The organism is Proteiniphilum propionicum (assembly GCF_022267555.1).
Classification (GTDB): domain Bacteria; phylum Bacteroidota; class Bacteroidia; order Bacteroidales; family Dysgonomonadaceae; genus Proteiniphilum; species Proteiniphilum propionicum.
The window spans coordinates 3,369,508-3,389,180 of record NZ_CP073586.1 but is presented as its reverse complement, the minus strand read 5'-3'; the positions used below and the strand labels follow the sequence as shown (position 1 = coordinate 3,389,180).

General features: G+C 43.3%; 11 protein-coding genes. All 11 read right to left on the bottom strand.

The genetic code is table 11. The annotated features are described in order from the left end of the window. Positions 1-882 (bottom strand): ATPase, encoded by an 882-nt coding sequence (locus KDN43_RS14005; protein ID WP_238867096.1) that lies wholly within the window; start codon positions 880-882, stop codon positions 1-3. Positions 883-912: 30 nt separating this feature from the next. Further along, the gene (locus tag KDN43_RS14000; protein WP_238867094.1) at positions 913-2,085 is read right to left on the bottom strand and encodes an acyltransferase family protein; all 1,173 of its coding nucleotides are present in this window, start codon (positions 2,083-2,085) and stop codon (positions 913-915) included. A gap of 104 nt (positions 2,086-2,189) precedes the next feature. After that, entirely contained in the window at positions 2,190-3,413 is a 1,224-nt protein-coding gene (locus tag KDN43_RS13995; protein WP_238867091.1) for an exo-beta-N-acetylmuramidase NamZ family protein, read from the bottom strand. Positions 3,414-3,549: 136 nt separating this feature from the next. Next, positions 3,550-4,860 (bottom strand): AmpG family muropeptide MFS transporter, encoded by a 1,311-nt coding sequence (locus tag KDN43_RS13990; protein WP_238867090.1) that lies wholly within the window; start codon positions 4,858-4,860, stop codon positions 3,550-3,552. Between the two features lie 12 nt (positions 4,861-4,872). Continuing rightward, complete coding sequence (locus tag KDN43_RS13985) at positions 4,873-6,186, bottom strand: SpoIID/LytB domain-containing protein (protein WP_238869492.1); 1,314 nt, start codon at positions 6,184-6,186, stop codon at positions 4,873-4,875. Then, positions 6,183-7,634 (bottom strand): glycosyltransferase family 2 protein, encoded by a 1,452-nt coding sequence (locus tag KDN43_RS13980; protein WP_238867088.1) that lies wholly within the window; start codon positions 7,632-7,634, stop codon positions 6,183-6,185. The genes KDN43_RS13985 and KDN43_RS13980 overlap by 4 nt, the downstream gene beginning before the upstream one ends. 69 nt (positions 7,635-7,703) lie before the next feature. Next, positions 7,704-10,736, bottom strand: a complete 3,033-nt coding sequence (locus KDN43_RS13975) for a golvesin C-terminal-like domain-containing protein (RefSeq protein WP_238867086.1) — start codon at positions 10,734-10,736, stop codon at positions 7,704-7,706. A 283-nt stretch (positions 10,737-11,019) separates the two neighbouring features. Further along, positions 11,020-12,480: a glycoside hydrolase family 10 protein gene (locus KDN43_RS13970; RefSeq protein ID WP_238867084.1), complete on the bottom strand. Its 1,461-nt coding sequence runs from the start codon at positions 12,478-12,480 to the stop codon at positions 11,020-11,022. Positions 12,481-12,588: 108 nt separating this feature from the next. Then, complete coding sequence (locus tag KDN43_RS13965; RefSeq protein ID WP_238867082.1) at positions 12,589-14,016, bottom strand: DUF4623 domain-containing protein; 1,428 nt, start codon at positions 14,014-14,016, stop codon at positions 12,589-12,591. Positions 14,017-14,125: 109 nt separating this feature from the next. Continuing rightward, entirely contained in the window at positions 14,126-15,937 is a 1,812-nt protein-coding gene (locus KDN43_RS13960) for a RagB/SusD family nutrient uptake outer membrane protein (RefSeq protein WP_238869491.1), read from the bottom strand. Positions 15,938-15,957: 20 nt separating this feature from the next. Then, the gene (locus tag KDN43_RS13955) at positions 15,958-19,665 is read right to left on the bottom strand and encodes a TonB-dependent receptor (protein ID WP_238867080.1); all 3,708 of its coding nucleotides are present in this window, start codon (positions 19,663-19,665) and stop codon (positions 15,958-15,960) included. Positions 19,666-19,673 lie beyond the last annotated feature (8 nt).

Sequence of the window (19,673 nt, the reverse complement as noted above, 5' to 3'; positions counted from 1 at the left end):
TCATATATAATATTCTATCAATCCCTCCATGGGCGATTGTGATATCTTCCCAATCTCAATTCCTTTTTCTATTGCTATCTCCTTCAGCAGGTCAGAGTAGTGCCAAGCGATTGATCCTACAAAATTAACCTTATTTTTCTGATAATCGTATTGCATAACGTTTCTCTCGAAGAAATCTGAAAAGCTGCCGGTAACAATACGGCGAATACTCTGATCATTGATATGTTTAAGCAGAAAGGGCGAGAGGCTTGCCAGAAAACGACTTGGGAAGGGTTGCTTATACACCCTGTCGATAATAAGAGAGGGGGTAAGCCCGTATTCATCCAGAAACTCCTCTTTTAAACCTTTGGATAATTGATTTTTTAACGCATCGCTCACCAGCTTTTTTCCTAATGAGGCCCCGCTGCCTTCATCACCCAGAATAAAACCGAGTGGTGATATCTGTTTTACTATTGCAGATCCGCTCCATTCACATGAATTGCTGCCGGTACCCATGATGCAGGCAATGCCGGGCTTGTGGCCGCACAGGCTGTGAGCAGCTGCTACCAGATCGCTATTTACATGGATGGTATTAATAGGAAATGACTGATAGATGGCGCTGCGCACCTGTTCTGTTTTCTCCGGGATGCAGCCGCTTCCGTAAAAAAAGAGTGCCTGAATTTCAGTTTTTTCCAAATTAGGATAAACACGCAATCTTATCTCTTCGGCTATCTCTTCCTGAGTCTGAAAAATTGGACTTATCCCTCTACTTGTAAACCTGTGAAGTATCTCCCCTTTTTTAGTCAGGCACCAGTCGGTTTTGGTGGCACCACTGTCGGCAATAAGAATGGGGTCTGTTATTTCTTCTGAACCTGAAGAGGTGAAAAATTTTGATTTGCTCATCTTTAAAAGAGTTTCGAATCAATTAAAATGCTAAATTTTTATATAGATATCCTTTTTGTATAAAATATATCCGAACAGCCAGCATACAGTGATGAACAGCAGCGCATAGAGCAGCGATCCGAAATAGTCCCCCGCCCACGGGCGCAGCAGCACTTCGTAAATAAACCCTTTTACAGAGATTATCTCTCCCTGCCAGTTAAGCCGGATGTTGGCGACCAGGTTGGCCATTACGCCTGCAAAAACATATACAATGAGCGGGTTCACTCCGAAGGCGTGAAAGAAACGGCTCCATCTCTCTTTTTGATGGATATCGATGATCCAGATCAGCAGTCCCAGCAGTTGCGCGGCAAAGCCGGTGGTGACGAGCACGAAGGTGGGGCTCCATATTTTCTTATTTATTGGGCATCCATATTGCAGCAATAAGCCTGAGAAAGCAAGTACAGTTCCCCATATAAGCAGCTTCTCCACCCGTGTGTGGTTGTCTTTGTTCTCCACAATCAGTTTCCCTGAAAGAAAACCGATCAGTACATGGGCGACGGAGGGGAGGGTGCTAAGCAACCCTTCTGGTTCAAATGCTATGCGTACCCCTTCCGGCGTGGTGTCTCTATACATATGGGCAGTCCCCAGAAGTGCTTTGTCCACCACCGCTATAATATTCTCTTCCGACATCTCAAACCCTTTTCCGAAACGAAGAATCAGGTAATACCCCAGAAGCAGGATGCCAACCACCCACGGCAGCAGTTTGCCCTTCACCAGAACTGCGGCCAGGGCGGCAAACCCGTATGCCAGCGCCAGCCTTTGCAGTACTCCGAGTATGCGGAGGGTGTTGAAATGGGTTGATGCCTCAAAAAAAGACTCTCCCGAAGCCAATCCCCTGCATAACTGCCCGAACCATCCCAGTGCCAGTCCCATCACGAAAATGAGGAAGGTACGCCGTACAATTTTCCATACTGCTGCTCTTGAAGGTTCAAAGTTGAATTTTCGCAGCGACAAAAAGGTGGATACACCCATAATAAACATAAAGAACGGGAATACAAGATCGGTCGGTGTAAGTCCATGCCAATGAGCATGTTTGAGTGGCGCATAGGCGTAGCTCCATGAGCCTGGATTGTTGACCATTATCATACCCGCTATAGTTATTCCGCGCAGAATATCAAGCGAAAGCAGCCTTCCGCTTTTATCAGGTGAAGTAATTCTGTTCATCTTTCAATAATATATTGTTGTTGAATTATTTATTGAATGCATAAACCCGGTTTATGCAAGTATTATGTTAGTACCATTGTGCAAAAAACTTCTTTTTACGAAGTTTACCGGTAAAGGTAATATTTCTTTGATAATAATCTGAACGACTTTTCATCTTTTGTCCAATAAGATTGAATGTCGGCAAAACGATGGTTCTTGGAAAATTCCAGACGGATAAAATCGCTACCGCATACCTTGTCGAACATATTGAATCGGTTTTCGGGAGCACGCTCGAACACTTTTCTGTCTGGATAGAGCTGCGCAGACACCTCCATTACATGGAACTGGATATCCGACAGACGCGCACTGAAAAAATCGGTAAGATATATCTGTACTCCCTGAAAGTCCTGTCCCTGTCCAACTGAATAATAGGGCTTCAGGTGTATGGGGCGGAAAATGACACCCGGCAGCTGTTTTGCATTCAGCGTCCTGGCAAACTCTTCTGCGTTGATCCATTCAGCGGCAAACATCTCGAACGGCAGCGTATATCCAACGCCGATAGACATATATCCCAGTTCACCTAAAATGCCTGATACAGGATAAAAAAATGCAGAATGAGAAAACGGGATGTGTGGCGAGGTGGGCACCCAGGGTAGTCCGGTATCCTCGAAGTTCATCTTCCGGTGCCACTTTTTCATCTTCACCACTGTCAGCTTACAAGGCCTTGATATCATCTGTTCGCCAATTATCATCTCTGCCAGCTCGCCACAGGTAAGGCCGTAAATATAAGGAATCCTTAGCTGGCTCACAAACGAAACAAATCCCTCCTCCACAAGATTTCCTTCTACTTTCAAACCGCTTAACGGGTTTGGGCGGTCGAGCACCACAAATTCAATATCGTTTTCAGCAGCCGCCTGCATTGCCAGATACATGGTTGAGATATAGGTGTATGACCGGCATCCGATGTCTTGAATATCGTAGACGAGGACATCTACACCGTTCAACATTTCTTTGCTCGGTTTTCGAGTGGCACCATAGAGGGAATAAACGGGCACACCCGTATTGGAATCGGTGAATGAATCGATTTTGTCGCCGGCATGCACATCGCCGCGCACACCGTGTTCGGGCCCGTAAAGCGCTACAAGCTGCACGCCGGGAGCTTCATGCAGAATATCTATCGTCGATTTCAGGTCATTATCCACTCCGGTAGGGTTGGTGATCAGTCCCACACGTTTTCCCTGAAGGATCTTGAAGTTAGACTCCTTCAGCACTTCAATTCCGGTTTTGACACGTATATTCCGGGCAAAAGCTGATGATGTGATTGTCATACAGTAAAGCATTAATGCCATAGCTGCTACTGTTTTAGTTAATAAAAAGCAGGAGTTGCCTAAATTATTTATTTTTGTGATTATTAACCGGTGCATTTTTTTTGAGTTTGTTTTTTTACTGGATTAATGATTAATTCCTATTTATTTGCCGGAATGGTTACTGTTCAGTAGTGACTTCTTCACCCGGCAAAGGTGTTTTCTTTGATTTTCCGAAATCTTTGTCCACTTTCATGAAAGGAATCAACAGTAATGTAGGGATTGTAGCAATCATGATAAAGATAAAAAAGTGCTGGTATCCCAGTTGTTCCTGTATCCATCCTGCAGCCATCCCCGGAAGCATCATTCCGAGTGCCATAATTCCCGTGCAGATGGAATAGTGAGCTGTTTTGTGTTCACCCTGTGAGAAATAGATAAGGTATAGCATATATGCCGTAAATCCGAAACCGTATCCAAGCTGTTCAACAGCTACAGCCACATTCACCCATATGAAACTATCAGGCTGAAAGTACGCAAGGAGAAGATAAGCCGCATTGGGCAACGTAATGGCCAATGCCATCGGCCACAACCAGAATTTCAATCCCTGACGGGAAGCCACAATTCCGCCGATGATTCCGCCAAGTGTAAGGGCGATCACGCCCACCGTACCATAGGTTATGCCTACTTCAGAAGTGTGTAGTCCCAATCCGCCCATATCACGGCTGTCTAATAAAAATGGTGATGCCAGTTTGACAAGCATCGCTTCGGCCAGCCTGTACAGTAGCATGAAAGCGATTGCCAGCCCTATTCCTTTTTTAGTAAAAAAAGATTTGAAGGTATTTCCAAACTCAGTCATCACCTCCTGTGGTGTGTGGGCTGATTTTCCGGTATCAGCGTGCGGGTAAGGCAAAACAAAGCGGTGATAGACGAAAAATGTCAGAAAAAGTCCCGCCAGGATAAAAAAGGTGATGCTCCATGCATAAGGAATTTTGCCGGTCGATTTTTCCAGGAATCCAGCCAGAACAACCAGTAATCCTTGACCGGTTATTGAGGCAAGGCGATAGAAGGTGCTGCGTATACCAACGAAGAAGGATTGTTGTGAATCGTCAAGGGCAAGCATATAAAAACCGTCTGCTGCGATATCATGAGTGGCCGAACTGAAAGCCATCAGCCAGAAGAAGGCAAGTGATGCCTGCAGATAGAAGGGAGTAGGGAGGGTAAAAGCCACCCCTGCAAGCCCGGCACCTATCAACAATTGCATGGAGATGATCCACCACCGTTTGGTTCTCAGGATATCCACAAACGGGCTCCAGAAGGGTTTGATTACCCATGGAAGGTATAACCAGCTTGTGTACAGGGCTATCTCTGTGTTTGACAGTCCGAAACGCTTGTACATGATAACCGAAACGGTCATTACTGCCACGTATGGCAGGCCTTCGGCGAAGTAAAGGGTTGGTATCCAAGACCAGGGGGATCGTGTAGATTGATTCATTTGCATTGTGTTTTAGTATTTATTGTTGATTTTCGTGTCGGGGAAATAGTGGTGCAGTATCTCTTCGTAGCTGTACCCTTTCTCCGCCATCATGGCAGCTCCGATCTGGCACAATCCCACACCGTGTCCCCATCCGGCCCCTGTGAGTGTGAACAGTTGCGGCACTCCCTCATTGTTTTCATCATAGGCATCCACCACGAAGGCAGAGCTGTAGAGGTGCGATCTTGAAAGTGTACGCCTTATTTCGAGCTCTTTGCCGATGGTCATAACCCGTTTTGTACCGATAATCTTCAGCCGGATAATACGGCCCGATGTGCCCCTTTCGAGTGGCTGCATATCGATAATCTCTCCAAAATCGATACCTGACCGTTCTCTGATAAGATTTGCCAATTCATGTTGAGAATAGTCCACCTTCCAACGGTAAAAGTCGGAGGTTTCCTGGTCGTAGTCGTTTAAAACCTGTTTCAGTACTTTCGCATTCTGCGTGTTACAATAGGCTGGGGGAGAGGTGCGTATCCATTTTTCGGCACTCTCTTCACCGGTGAGATCCGCGGGAAGTGCCCCTGCTTCACTATCTGGTTTAGCCTGCAGGTAGGGGTGGATGACCGGTTCCCATACATTTTCAAATGTCTCCGTCACCCCTCCGCAACATTTCGAGAAGCGGGCATCGCAAATTGTCCCGTTAAATGTGAGCACTTCGCCACGTGTTTGCTCGACAACTTGCTTCACCAACGGCGTCGATTGTTTAGTAACTCCTTGATAACGCTGACAATGGTCATCTGCACAAACATCGAAATTGGCATGGTCTTCACGGTCGTACCATCGGACGATTTCGGTAGATCTAACGAACGAGGTACTGTAATCTTTCCTGATCAACTTATTCTTCTGAATCTGTGCCAGAAGCCAGCTCCGGGAAATTACCGCATGTGCCTTCAGCAACTCTTCCGAGCTGGTGGCACTCATTTCTGACGAAATAACGCTCGTGAGATAATCTTCCAGTGAAACAATGTTGATTGCAGAGACCGCACTGTTCTCTGTGATAAATTTCAATCCACCAATAAAGCTCTGATTTTCTTTTTGTTCCCAGTGGAAATTAACACCGATAATCACATTTTTAAGTTCAAAACTATCTTTGTGCGGACGATCTGCTTCGAAAGAAATATCATCGTATAATTGACCATTGAAGAGAATCTTTCCATCCGAAAACTCTACCGAGTAGTCGCCTGGCGCGTATTCTTTTCCGTTAAATTTATAAGCTGTCTGCAGCGAAAAGTTGATCTTCGGCTGTTCCAGTAAAATGCCGACGTGAATAAACGGTTCCTTTATTTGCGATTTTTTCTGGCCTGTAGCTCCCATGTCCTTATTTTGTCTTTGTAAAGGTTATGTGCATTCATTTTCACAATGTCCAGCGAAGCGTCGCTGTTATCCTCCCAGCGGCGGCAAAGGTACAATATATCATAAATGCGTCCTATCTGATAACGACGAGAAATGTTGAGCCCGAGTGCGTAATCCTCTCCGTAGCTGGTGTTGGGCACCTTGATTTCTCGCAGTACTGGCGTATAGAAAGCCCGTGGCGCCCCAAGCCCGTTTATGCGAAGCGCGTTGTTCCTTCCGTTTTCGGGAGTCCACTCGCGGTGGTCGATGATCCCCGGCGGTATCTCTTCCATATGGAAGTCGGTCATCTGATAGGTCCCTACCACCATGGCGCAGTTCTGTTCGTAAAAAGCATTTACAATTTTCTGTAGCGTGTCCTCTCCGCTGTACACATCGTCGCTGTCTAACTGCACGGCAAACTTTCCGCATTTTGTGTGATGTACACCCATGTTCCAGCAGCCTCCGATGCCCAGGTCGTCTCTTTCAGGGACTATATGTATCAACCGCTCATCATTTTTAAAAGAATCGATAGCCTCAGTGGTGCCATCGGTTGAATGGTTGTCAACCACTATCAGGTTGAATGGAAAATCAGCCTTTTGCATCAGAACAGAGGAGATTGCATCTCTGATGGTTTTGATACGGTTTCGTACCGGAATAATTACCGACGCTTCGTATTCAAAATCTCCCCGGTTAAATTCAATCTTTTCGAATGCAGGTTCCAGAAATGCTCCCACATCTTTCAGATGTTGTGTGCAGGCCTGTTCCATCTCTATCTGCACCTGCCGGTTTTTAGGATCTACATAGTCGAATATTTTCTGGCCCGACGCACGGGTATCCTCTTCAATCTCGGTGTAAAGGTACTCGTTTATATGTACAACAGGATACTTTTGCGACACTTTTAGCCTGAGGTCATACAGCCCGGCATACGGATAGTTTTCGCGCATCCTCATCGCTGCGTCCTTTAATGCAGTTGTATTGTAAAGTAGTAGCGAACCGAAGTTAAAATCGTCACGGAGGCTTCCCTCCTGATATTCTATTAACGGATTATTTTTCTTTTCGCCGTTGGTTACCGCATAATAGTCGGCATACACCATTCCCGCCTGCGTATCGTCTGCAATACGCACCATCCGTTCAAGGGCGAAATACCCCGGCTTCAGCACTGTTGGTTTCTGATAGATGAGTGTATAAGGTGTTGTAGATTTTTGAGCGATTCTTTTAATTGTTTGTGTACTCTGCAAATTGTCGATAACGATCTTCTCACATCCTTCAATAACAGATGTGATCTCTTCGGGAGAAAGCAGGAAGATGTTGTTTATCAATGCCGACTGCCTGAGCTCTTCTACTGTTCTTTTTGCCTGATCAGGTTGACTGAAAAGGATAAAGGCGTCTATATTCTTCATTGTTCAATATTGTTTAGGCATCACGCGTTGTTTGTGTCATGAAAGCTACCTGCTCTTCGCGTGATGTGGTTATTTAAATGCATCTGTAATCTGTTTTATCAGCTCATTACGTTTATCCTGGCCTTTTACCGCTTCAATAGGGAAACCCAGTATACACGTACTGTAAGTTTCGCCTTTGTACAGAACACCTGCGCTCAGGTTGTTCTCGGAATAGCGGAAAATAGTAAAGGCGTTCTTATCGGCCGGTTCTATTGCATCAGGATTTTCTACCACATAGCTATCGCTGTTCAGCTCATTGTAGTATCTGTAATTACCCTGTATCGGGAGAAAAGGGGAGGGTACGGACTTAACATGTCCGGTCACCGCACCGTTGTTGTTACGCCATTTATATTTGAGCGTTTGTTGTGCCCACTCTTTGTCTTTTTCTGTGGCAAACGGATTATCCCACAGGTCGGTCCCCACAAAAGCGCCGCTCACTATGATGTTGCCGCCGCCGTTACAGTAATCGGTTACGGCCTTCTGCTGCAACTGTGAGAAGGTTTTAAATTTCGGTGGTTTCGCTCCCCTGGCTATACTCCATTCGCGCTGTTTGCCCAGTATCCAGTCCACAGTCTCGTAATCAGACAGTTTCACAGTACCGTTTTCCACAGCATCCGCCGCAGTTGAAACAAAAGAGTATCCTGCCTCTGCGAAGGCTTGTCCGTGAACGAAAGGATAATCGAAACTGTTTCCGGCAATCCTGGTGGTTTCGTAGTTCGCATTGCTGTCTCCAAAGCCCGAAGCATCATCATCCATCCAGGGTATGATGCGCCGGAACTCATGCATCTGCCCGATAAAGTGGTGATCGGCAATATAGGGCACGCCATTGTCCACACTTCCCGCGAAACCGGCGATGCTATCCTCAGAGGTAACAAAACTGAATGGGGCTGAGACCCTGGTGAATCCATTTACGATAAGCGCTTCACCTTTTTGATCAGACTTACGGCAAGCTGACAATATTTCAGATGGAAAGCTTTCCCCTCCTTCGTTCACAGCCGCCACTTTAAAACTGTACACGAGATCTTTTTGTATGGAAACTTTGTAGCTGTTAGTATTTGCAATCACCCCGTTATCAAATCCTCTTCCGTTTATACGGGTATAGACAATATATTTCGTGGGGTTTGCCGAAGGTTCCGTTGCATCTATTGTGGGCTTCCATTTTAGCTCAACCTCTCTTTCTCCCGAAAAAGACAAACTGAAATCCTTTACCGGCAGTGGCTGTACCACATATTCCCGGTTGTATTGTGAGGCGATGAATTTGAGCATCCCCTTATAGATCGACCGGCTTACAGTAAAACGAAACGAAGGGTCAAGCCCATATCGCATATCGGCAAAGTTCTGGTGTGACAGCAGTTCCAGCAGCATAGTGGGAACATTGGGTATGCGCGCCTCTGCATAGGAGCGGTTCCAGAGGTGGCGGCGTGTCCACTCGGGTTCAAACTCCCTTCGTATATCTGAGGTGACCTCCTCCATTATCAACTCCGACAGGTCTCGTGATGCCCATCGCGACCTTCCGTTTTCGAACTTTTCATTGTTAAAGTGTGTCATGTATATACCGAGTGTCCCTACTATGGTGTCGCCCCAGAAAGTACCTGCATCGGTATGGAAAGCAAAGGCCAGATCCAAGGGAATGTTCAGCCCTTTGGCATCAGGCAGTACCGACGACCCTCCTGCCAGCCAGTTTACCCACACGCCGCGGCTGGCGTAGTCATCGGTATAGTCATTTTTTCCCTCTGTGCGGTTGTAGATAGTGTCGGGGACTCCTGCCCACTGCATCCAATAGCGTGCCCCTTCGGCATATCGCGGGTATCCACTTATTTCCGGTGAGTAGTTTATTTTTGATGCCAGCATCTCTTTTTGAGTTTGTTCTTCAGCGCTTTTTGTGTTTTCCCTTTCAAAGCCACCCGGGTTAGGCATCCGGGCAATATTACCCATGCCGCCTCCTATTTTTACAGCATCAGCTGTTACAATTTTACCTGTTCGCTTGCTCCTGTTGGAGAGGGTAATTCTGTGGGAGGTACCCTCTTCAAAATCAAAATTGCCAAGAAAAATCCATGTGCCGCCACCCATCTGTTGATTTACCCTGAAGTCGGTTTTGCCGCCGGCATGATATATGCTGTAGAGTGCATCGTTACTACTGTTTTTGACCGTCTGATAAGAGACAAACACCGCATATCGTCCTTTCTCCGGAATATCGGGTGTCCAGGTGGCAATGCTTTCCTCACCCCGTGAGACGGTTTTTGTTTGCCTTGCCGTGCCCATCCGGAAAGGATTTTCGCCATCAAGCCATATCTCGCGAAGGTTTGCAAAACCGGCTGAATCGCTATTTCGCCAGGTTTCTTTGCCATTCGTCTCCCTATAGGTAGAGCCTTTTTTGCTGCCATCGTTATCGATGATGACCTCCTGTTTATTGTAATCACGCTCACGTGGAAGCAGCACATTGGCCCCGGCATTTTCCAGCATCGGCACCAAAAAAGGCAGCACATAACTCTGTGTATAGAGATCTTCCACCGTTTGAAAAATACGCGCCCGCTGCCACTCCCAACGTCCCAGCTTCTGCTCATAATACCAACCATGGCTTTGCCACAGTGCAATATGGTTGTTTGTGAGACCCTTATCGAATGAGTTTTCGGGTGCGGAAAAGTTGGTTACGAGGGAGGGCTTCACTTTGTGTGAAATCATCCGGTTTTTATCCTTCTTCGATTGACGGTAAAAATTGGGAACAAGCGTCCTTATTTCCTGTTTATCAGAAAACACGCTGATGCGATATTTCTTTTGTGCCAAAGGCAAGTGATATCGTATGCTATCGTAAATTTGGCGTACTGTATTTTCGCGCATCGGCAGGTAGGAGAGGGAGAGGTTGGTATGCAACTCAATGCTTTTTTTATGTTCATTCAGCGCGATACTGTCCACCGTCACCTTTCCCGGGCGAAGCAGCGTCTCCCGGTAAATGTTGGTCAACGACCCGTTAAGTCTGAATTTCAGGGAATCCTCCTGAAGATCCTGGGAAAATAGCGGGTAAGAGAGTATGAGCCCTATTAATATACATATTGATTTACCCATGTAAGCATTCTTTCAATTTATCAAGTTGTTTCTTTTATTATATGTCCGGTTGATATTCATTCAATGTGAATATTATTAAATGATTGCACGGCTATATTTTACTTGATATTCAAATAATCACGAAATTAAAGCTATTTATAAAGTTATATTTGTTATTAACAACCAATCAGTTATGGTTGATCTTATGAAATAATACCGAACTATTGTTTTGTAATAGAATCATAAAACGGTAAAAATAGCAAAACTCTGACAATTGGCATAATTGTTTTTGCAAATCTCTGTCTTATTTTTTCTCTACTGCATCGGATGGTTCACTCTCTTTATTGTCTTTGTTGATGGTGGTAACACAATAGAATCCCGAAGAGGAAACCGGCAAGCTTGTATCTTTTGTTATCGACAAAACAACACCTTCTTTTGTCTGGTCCGGGAAATAATATACAACAGAACTCAAATCACCCTGTCTGTTCCATGATAACATGTTATTTTCTATTTTTATATTCTGCGGTTTGACAGGTGCTGGTGCAACCTCACGTCCCAGGAATGGAATAACTGCAGGGTTCTTGTATATTGTAGCCAATTTATCGGTAATGTTTATTTTGTTGAACAGAATATATCTAGCACTGTACATTGCATTTCCCAATACTTTCTGATTTCTTCGTGTCAATTCAAACTGCCTTTCCAGTTCAAGTGCCGACTGAAAGGCTGCCGGCTGTTGCGGATCTCCGAATTTATAATATCCATGTCCCACCATTGGTACAGCTTTGTAGTTATACTGTGTCCACCAACCCAGTCTGGCCTGAAAATCGTTATACTGATTTCCAATCTCCTGATATAGCTGAGGCATTACCACGTCAATCCATCCTTCACGGCACCATTTAGTCACATCGGCAAATAATGTATTCAGATTATAATCGGGACTCGCTGTGGGAGAGATGGTAAAGACAACATCCGGCTTGTTTGTGACAATGATATCATGCACAGCCTTTATTGCCTTATTCACATTATCGCGTCTGAAATCTTCTATTTTTGCAAAACCAGCACCATATTTCCTGAAGTCTTCTGCATCTGAAACCATCACTCCTGCAGAAGATGGATCGGGATAGAAATAGTCATCGAAATGTATTCCATCAACATTATATTTTGTGATCAGATCTTTTACTATGTCAGCAAGTCGCTGTCTCACTTCGGGTAACCCGGGATTGTAGATTTGAATTTTTTCGTGATTTACTACCCATTCCGGATTTATCGATGCATGCAACGGAGGGTATGGCGTACTATTGCCTGCACGTGTTGCAATCCTGTATGGGTTCATCCAGGCATGGAACTCAATGTCGCGTTTATGTGCTTCATCAATCAAAAATGCCAACACATCATAGCCAGGATCTTTTCCTCTTGTTCCGGTTATCGATTTACTCCACGGCTCGTATGGTGAATTGTAGAAAGCATCCCCCATAGGTTTTACCTGAAAAATTACCGAATTTATATTTATTTCTTTAAATCTGTCAAGATATTGGATGTACTGATTTTTTTGTGACTGGGCATCATATTTTCCCATAGGCCAGTCCAATTCCCATGCTGTAGTGATCCATACTGACCGCATCTCTTTTTTGGGAAACTTCAAAATAGGTTTGGATGGTGGTGGTTCAGGTTCGTCATTATTATCTGTACCTGGGGTATCATCATTACATGATACTACAAATGCCGCAAACAGAAATAAGATATAGTAGAATAGTGACTTTTTCATTTTTAAATAAATTACCGAAGTATTGTTAATAATACAGAAACAAATAACTTTGCCGAAAAATATCCGGCAAAGTTATTTAAAGTATTTATATTAAAATCATCCGTTTTGTTAATCATCCAACGTTTTTTTAGGAAACTCAATTAGCACAAAACCGGCATCGTTTGAGGCGCCATAAAGCATGAGTGTATCATCATTCCCTTCATTATCTTTTGTTACATACCAACCGGTTTGAGTGGATGGAGACGTATTTACGGGCCCAAGTAACGGATATTGATAAATAGGCGTCATATTTCCCGATTCAAAAATTTCCAGCGCTTCGGTAATGGTTTCGCCTTTTGTTATGTTATAAAGATACATCACAACGGCATCTCCCGCACCTCTTGCAGCAGTAACCACGAGCAGATATCTTTCACCGTTGAAGTAAACAACCCTTGGGTCGCAACTTCTGATGGGAATGGAAGAATTAGCCATTTTGTAGCCAATGGTTCCTTCAACACTTGCCACCATGATTGGGGCGGCATGGCCGGTTAACAGATAATTATCCGATGTTCCTACCCGATTCATATTCATGAACGGTTCCAGTAAGCGAGGCTGCATTTCAATTATTGTTGGGTCGGTTATTTCAGTATAATTTGTGACCTTTAATCTCAAAATTTGTGTAGAGGCATTATCTCCAAAAAATATGTGTCCATTTCCATCCTCATCTAAATTCACAGAGAGGTTATCGCCATGACGTGCTCCTGCACCGGGGATCTCACTTTTGTTGATGTTGGCGATTACCTGTGGTTCTTGTTCCGGATTAGACCAATGGTAGATCTTTAATGGCGATACCAGGCCACCTGAAAGGTTGGCAATGTAGGTATGTCCATTGATCTGAGCTCCCAGATTTACGGGGAATGTTCCCCCGGAAACTCCTGTAAGATTCAGCGGAATTGGTTTTATTTCATTTTTTCTAAGATCATTTACATCCAAAAGATGTGAACCTCCGGCGGCACGTGTAACAATAAGAACGTGTTTCCCGTCGAAGCCAGAGCCTCTTGTCGAGGAAGAGACAAAGGTAGGATAGAGTGGATTGCCCAATTCATTTGCTGTGTTGTCATATATTTGCGGCTTTTCGAAATCTGCACCAAATACAGGGACATTTAGCCTGAGAGTAACAAAGTACTCACGAAAACGTGGCGCATTGACCACTTTTATTACGATGGTTGCGGCATCCTGGCCCTCTTCAAAATCGAAACTGTAGCTATCCTTATCTAATTTTGCTCCATCAGATAATTCTACTTGAAAACGAATGGCATTTACATCTGTTTCCGGTTCAACTCTGGGGAACCAGACGGTCTTGGCATTCTCATCTATTACACCATCAATAACTATATTGCCACCCTCTCCAGCATTTAAAATCTTAATGGATTTAAGTACTGTTTCGTTAGGTGATTCTACGTTTACAGGTAGATCATCGCCACAAGAAACGAAAAAGAATATCGTTAATATGGCAAATAATCCAAAATATTTTAATTTATCTTCTGCTATTTTCATACTATTAAAATTATTGACTTTCAACTGTATTGTATGGAACTTGCTTTTAATCATGTACATATGTGCAGACCGTTTACCCGCTCGTTTCATACTGTTTTCATTATAATTGTTAGTTGGTCGGCCATCCTTCGGTCTGTTTTAACAGATAACCTTTACTGGCATAATCGTCAATCTGTGTTTTGCCTACGGGAGACAAGTAAGGATTAACGTTTACCTGGTTCAGGAATGGCTGTCGTCCATTAGTAGATGAACTTCTGTAGAAACCCACCATATCGGCTTTATTGCTTCCGTTAAAAGTTACTTCATCGCCATTAAGCTTTAACACTGAAAATTTTCCTGTATTTCCTGCATTTAATTCATCGGCAAGCTCTTTTGGGAAGTTTACCCATCCGCCATGCAGTAGATCTTCTTCAGCATCTGTATCCATGTATTCCAGTTTGTGCCAACGCTCCAAATCGGCGATACGTGAATGTTCAAAAGCAAACTCCATCCTTCTCTCTCTCCTTATTTCCCATATCAGTGCAGAAACATCGGCATCTCTTTCAGGATCATCAGGCAGTTCACCCAATAGTAAAGGAGAGGTTTTTTGTACTCCCATCTCCGCTGCTTCTGAAGCTATCGGCCTGTTTCTTATCTTGTTTATTGTTTTATCAATATCTGACTGATCTACAGCAGCACCGCCAATGGTTTGCAGTTCGGCTTTTGCTTCAATCCAGTTAAGAAGAACCTCAGCATATCTCATTACCGGATAATCTGTACGGTTATTGGTACTTGTAAATTCAACCGGAGGTGTATTCCCTTCTTCTACTGATTTGGCAACGCTTCTTGGCAAAAATTTATTAATGTACCAGAAAGATCCTTTGTTCCGTGGAGTAGGCTTATCGTAAAAAGTAGCTTCCAGCCTTGGATCACGGGTTTTAATCATATTTGCCAGTTCAAAGTTTTTTGCTCCAGGCATGCTCGTATTTTGCCACACATCACCATCATTCATAATAAACGACTTGATCAGAGCAGTTGTGGGACCGAAATTGATCGATTCCGATAGGTTGTTGTTCGATGCTACACTATGTGTAATGCCAACAGCAGGATCATAATGCCTGTAAAAAATACAATCTTTGTTCCCTCTCAAATCTTCTGATGTGAAGAGAGCTCTGAATTCGCTGACAATATCGTATCTGCCACTGTTTATTATGTAGTTGCCTGCCTCTATTGCAAGCTCGAGGAATTTTTGAGCCCGCTCATTGTTTTTATAATAATATTTTTGCCAGCTCCCTTCATATAACGCAATTCTTGAAATATATCCGGCAACTACGTATCTGTTTACATTCATCTCCCCATCGTTTACCCGAACGTTTTCAAATGCATAGTTCAAATCATAATATATCGAATCCATTACCTCATTGCGTGGAGTACGGGCCTTGTACAGATCATCCATATCGGTATCTGAGACCACGTGGTTATAATATGGTACATCACCATAGGCAAATACCAGAGTAGAGTATCTCATCGCTCTGTAAAACCTTCCAACACCAGTCCAGTGTGAATATTGCTCAGATGTAAGAACATCTCCCATCTTGTTTTCAATTCTGTCAAGCATAATGTTTATCGACCTGATAAGACTCATGTTCCATATTTGGCTGTTGGGTACGGCACGGGTAAAGTTACCCTGATTGCCATTATGCACAATGTCATCACTGAACTGATATCCCATTAACGGTGCACTGGAATTTGTCCATCCTACTCCATACCCTATAAAAAAATCAGGAAGGAATTTATTGGCATATAATCTCAAATTATTCTCGCTTACCCAGGCTGTTTCATCATTTGCTTGAGTAAGAGGCGGCCTGTCAAGAAAACTGTCACACCCCCAGAAAAATATTAACAAGGATAAAATGGCAAAACTATATTTATTGAATTTCATCATAATATTAATTTAATTGATTATAAACTAACTTGAAAACCTACAGATGCTGATTTAAATGTAGGATTGGAAGTCCCGGTTCGGCCAAGGTTGTAATTTCCATTGGTCAATAACATAGAATGTCCGGAAATTGCTTCCGGATCTATCGGAAGACCCCTTAACTTGTCGAAAGTAAAGAAGTTCTCAAATGATATATATAAGCGCGCATTCGATAAATACATCCGGCTTACAATATCTTTTGGTACAGTATAACCCAATGTGATATTTTTAATTTTTAAATATGCCATATTTAGCATATAACGCGACTGCTTTCGCATCACGAATCCTTCATTCGAACCGCCTAAATTCCATGCCCTTGGGTAGAAAGCATCTGTCCTGTCCTTTTTCCAAAAATCTTTAGCTATTGCTTGTGGCATCGCACCATCTTTCACGTGAAATCCGGGTATGGCCAATTGTCCGGCACCCCAAATTTTTCGCTTCCCCACTCCCTGGAAAAAAACTGAAGCATCAAAACCTTTATAATCGGCTCCCAGACGTAATCCGAATTCGTAACGGGGTGTAAAGTTCCCAATAACAACCTGGTCTCCTGGATCTCCAAAAGTGTTTTTACCAGGGGTGATATATCCGTCACGATTCACATCAACAAACTTAACATCACCGGGGCCTACCAGTAACACCTGGTTGCCATCCTCAAAATAGGTCTGATAAACCGGATTTTTGCCTGCAAGCTGGTTGGTTCGTTTAGCAGTGCCTTCCCAGATGATTATTGTTTGCTGGATGTTACCGTTGTCGTCGTAAATAAAATCTTCTTTTTGAAATAGGCGATCAGTAACATATCCGTATATATCACCATAGCGCCTGCCAGTAGCATAATTGTTATGTATCAAGCGATTCTCCCATGGTGTATTCCAATCAGCACCTTTTGTTATATCAGTAATAGCATCTGAAATATTGGCATTTACATTTATGCCCAATCCATTACTGAACCGGTGGTTGAAGTCGGCAGCAATTTCCCAGCCTTTTGTGCGCAGATTACCATAGTTTCCCTGTGGAGCGTTTGCTCCATATGTTGCTGGAAGAGCGTCACCGGCAATAATCATGTTTTTTGTATCGCGCTGGAACCATTCAAACACAAGCCCCATCTTATTGTTGATAAAACGCAAATCCAAACCAATATTTAAAGATTCTATATCCTGCCAGGTGATACCTGCAGAAATAGGATTGGGAGTGCTAAGCTGAAAATACTGTTCACCGTCGTAAGAGAGCCAGGAATTTTTATTAATATCCATTGTTGCCAGGTATAATGCGTTGGAAACTGATTGATCTCCAATCTTACCCCATGATGCACGTATTTTTGCAAAACTCAAAATCGGATCCAATGGAGCCATAAACGATTCATTAGTGATTACCCATCCTCCGGAAAATGACGGATACCATCTCCATCTCAGATTACTTGGAAACTTAGAAGTCGCATCATAGCGCAGGTTCGCCTCTAACAGATACTTATCCATAAAAGAGTAATTTATCCGGCTGAAAACCCCTACCTGTGAGTCCCAGTTGGCACCACCTCCTACAGTTTCAGTACCTACGGCAAAATTAAACTGTGGATTTTTCTCATCTATTAATTCAGTTTTGTTAGACCAGTGACTGTCCCATTTATAACTTTCTATATTTGTACCTGCCATAAATTTAAAATTATGGTCCTCTGCCAGTTTTAAATTATAATTAGTCACTGCATTGAAAGTGTGTTTCTCGGAAACAAAGGAGTATTTGTAAAAATAGGTTTTATCAGATGTAATATAATTTACATAAGGGAGCCTGTATCCCGGCATTCCTTCGTCATTTGTAATGTTGCCGTTTTCATCCACATAAATACGGTTTCCGTTGGCATCATTCCAGGCAACAGGTGTGTACCATGGTTCACGTCCGCTAAAAGTGGGTCTGGACGATGTTGACTGATCTAATCGGGTACTGAATGCATAATCTGCAAGAAGGTTCCAGTTATCATTGAAATCAAAGGTGGTTCCTATATTCAGATTCGTGTATTTCTTCTTATCTTTCGCTGTATGTGCATTTTTGGTGTCGAAATAGGGGTCTCTCACCTCTTCTCCGTTTTCAAGGGCACCGGTAGGAAACAGGCGGCTCCATCTGTAAAGATATAACCATGGGTCTGCAACGAACCCAGTTGCCGAGTTTGGGTATCTTTTGGTTGCATCGGTAAACATTGCTCCCCCCCTGACTGTTAAGAAATCTGTGAGCTTTGTAGATAAATTCAGATTGCCTGTAAACCTACTGTAATCATCATGAACAGCTGGTTTCATCATACCCTCTTGTCCAAGGTAACCTACACTTAATGTATAATTAGTATCTTTTCTTTTACCGTTAAGTGATAGGTTGTGTGTTTGAGAAAAGGCTGAATTTTTGATCATGGCCTCTACAGGATCATAAATTCTATATCCGAATTTATCAGTTCCGTCATAAATCCAGTCCCTTCCATAAATTACAGGATCATTGTATTTTACAACTCCTGCGTATTTATCCTGCCACTCTTTTATTTTTTCAAAACTTTCCCTGTTTACTCGCCAGAAACCGCCTGCAGGACCTCCGGCTTTCATATTCTCATGAGCTTCCAGTGTATACTCCAGTCCGTCTATACCTGCAATATCAATCTTTTTAAAGGGTTTTTGCCAGGATAAGTTGGTTGAATATGTTATATCTGTCTTTTCAGTTTTAGCTCCTTTTTTTGTGGTTATAAGAATTACTCCAAATGCTGCTTTCGATCCGTATATTGAACTTGCTGCGGCATCTTTCAAAACGGATATCGATTCTATATCATTTGGATTTATCATTTGAATATTCGGTATTTCAACATTATCCACTAATATCAGCGGATCACTTGACCCTGCAATAGAGCCAATTTGTCCACGAATTTTCATAATTGGGTTAGAACCTACTTCTCCGCTTGGGACAACAATTGACAGCCCTGGTATAGTCCCCTGCAGCCCTCTCCCCACGTCGGCAACCGGACGGCTGCCCAGCACCTCGTCAACGTTTACTGAAGATACAGCACCTGTAAGATTTGCTTTCCGCTGTGTTCCATAGCCCACCACCACCACCTCCTCAAGTGCCTGAGTATCTTCAGCCAGGGTGATATTAAAGCTGGTCTTCCCAATAGTATTGATTGTTTGACTCAGATATCCTATAAATGAGACTTTAATGGATGCATTGTTGCTTACATTTAGTGTAAATCTTCCGTTAATGTCGGTAATAGTTCCATGGGAAGGAGTTCCCACTTCAATTATATTGGCTCCGATAATGGCTTCTCCATTCGCATCGGTAACCACTCCTGTAATTGTTTTTTCTGTCTGTTGAACTTCCTTGATGCTTGTTTTTACATCAATCTCCTTATTTTCAGCAATACCCGGTTTTCTCGAAATTGTAATCTGTCTGTTAACAATTGAGTAGGTCAGGTTGGTATTCTTAAGCAACAAATCGAGTATCTCTACCATTGATTTATTGTTGACTGAGATGTTAACTTTAGTTGTTAAATAACTCTCTGTGTTGTCCATAACAAGGAAGAGATAGTCGCTGTTTTTCTCTAATTCACGAAATGCATCTTTTAACGCTACGTCTCTCAATTCAGCACTTACCTCCTTCGACTGGGAGTATGTGTTTTCTGCCGTAACGGAAAAAATGCAAAGGAAAGTTATCAAAAAATAGATTTTCATGATTTTTA

Excerpts from the sequence above, each read along its gene's own strand:
- KDN43_RS14005 (WP_238867096.1), bottom strand. The coding sequence starts at position 882 with ATGAGCAAATCAAAATTTTTCACCTCTTCAGGTTCAGAAGAAATAACA.
- KDN43_RS14000 (WP_238867094.1), bottom strand. The coding sequence starts at position 2,085 with ATGAACAGAATTACTTCACCTGATAAAAGCGGAAGGCTGCTTTCGCTT.
- KDN43_RS13995 (WP_238867091.1), bottom strand. The coding sequence starts at position 3,413 with ATGGCATTAATGCTTTACTGTATGACAATCACATCATCAGCTTTTGCC.
- KDN43_RS13990 (WP_238867090.1), bottom strand. The coding sequence starts at position 4,860 with ATGAATCAATCTACACGATCCCCCTGGTCTTGGATACCAACCCTTTAC.
- KDN43_RS13980 (WP_238867088.1), bottom strand. The coding sequence starts at position 7,634 with ATGAAGAATATAGACGCCTTTATCCTTTTCAGTCAACCTGATCAGGCA.
- KDN43_RS13975 (WP_238867086.1), bottom strand. The coding sequence starts at position 10,736 with ATGGGTAAATCAATATGTATATTAATAGGGCTCATACTCTCTTACCCG.
- KDN43_RS13970 (WP_238867084.1), bottom strand. The coding sequence starts at position 12,480 with ATGAAAAAGTCACTATTCTACTATATCTTATTTCTGTTTGCGGCATTT.
- KDN43_RS13965 (WP_238867082.1), bottom strand. The coding sequence starts at position 14,016 with ATGAAAATAGCAGAAGATAAATTAAAATATTTTGGATTATTTGCCATA.
- KDN43_RS13960 (WP_238869491.1), bottom strand. The coding sequence starts at position 15,937 with ATGAAATTCAATAAATATAGTTTTGCCATTTTATCCTTGTTAATATTT.
- KDN43_RS13955 (WP_238867080.1), bottom strand. The coding sequence starts at position 19,665 with ATGAAAATCTATTTTTTGATAACTTTCCTTTGCATTTTTTCCGTTACG.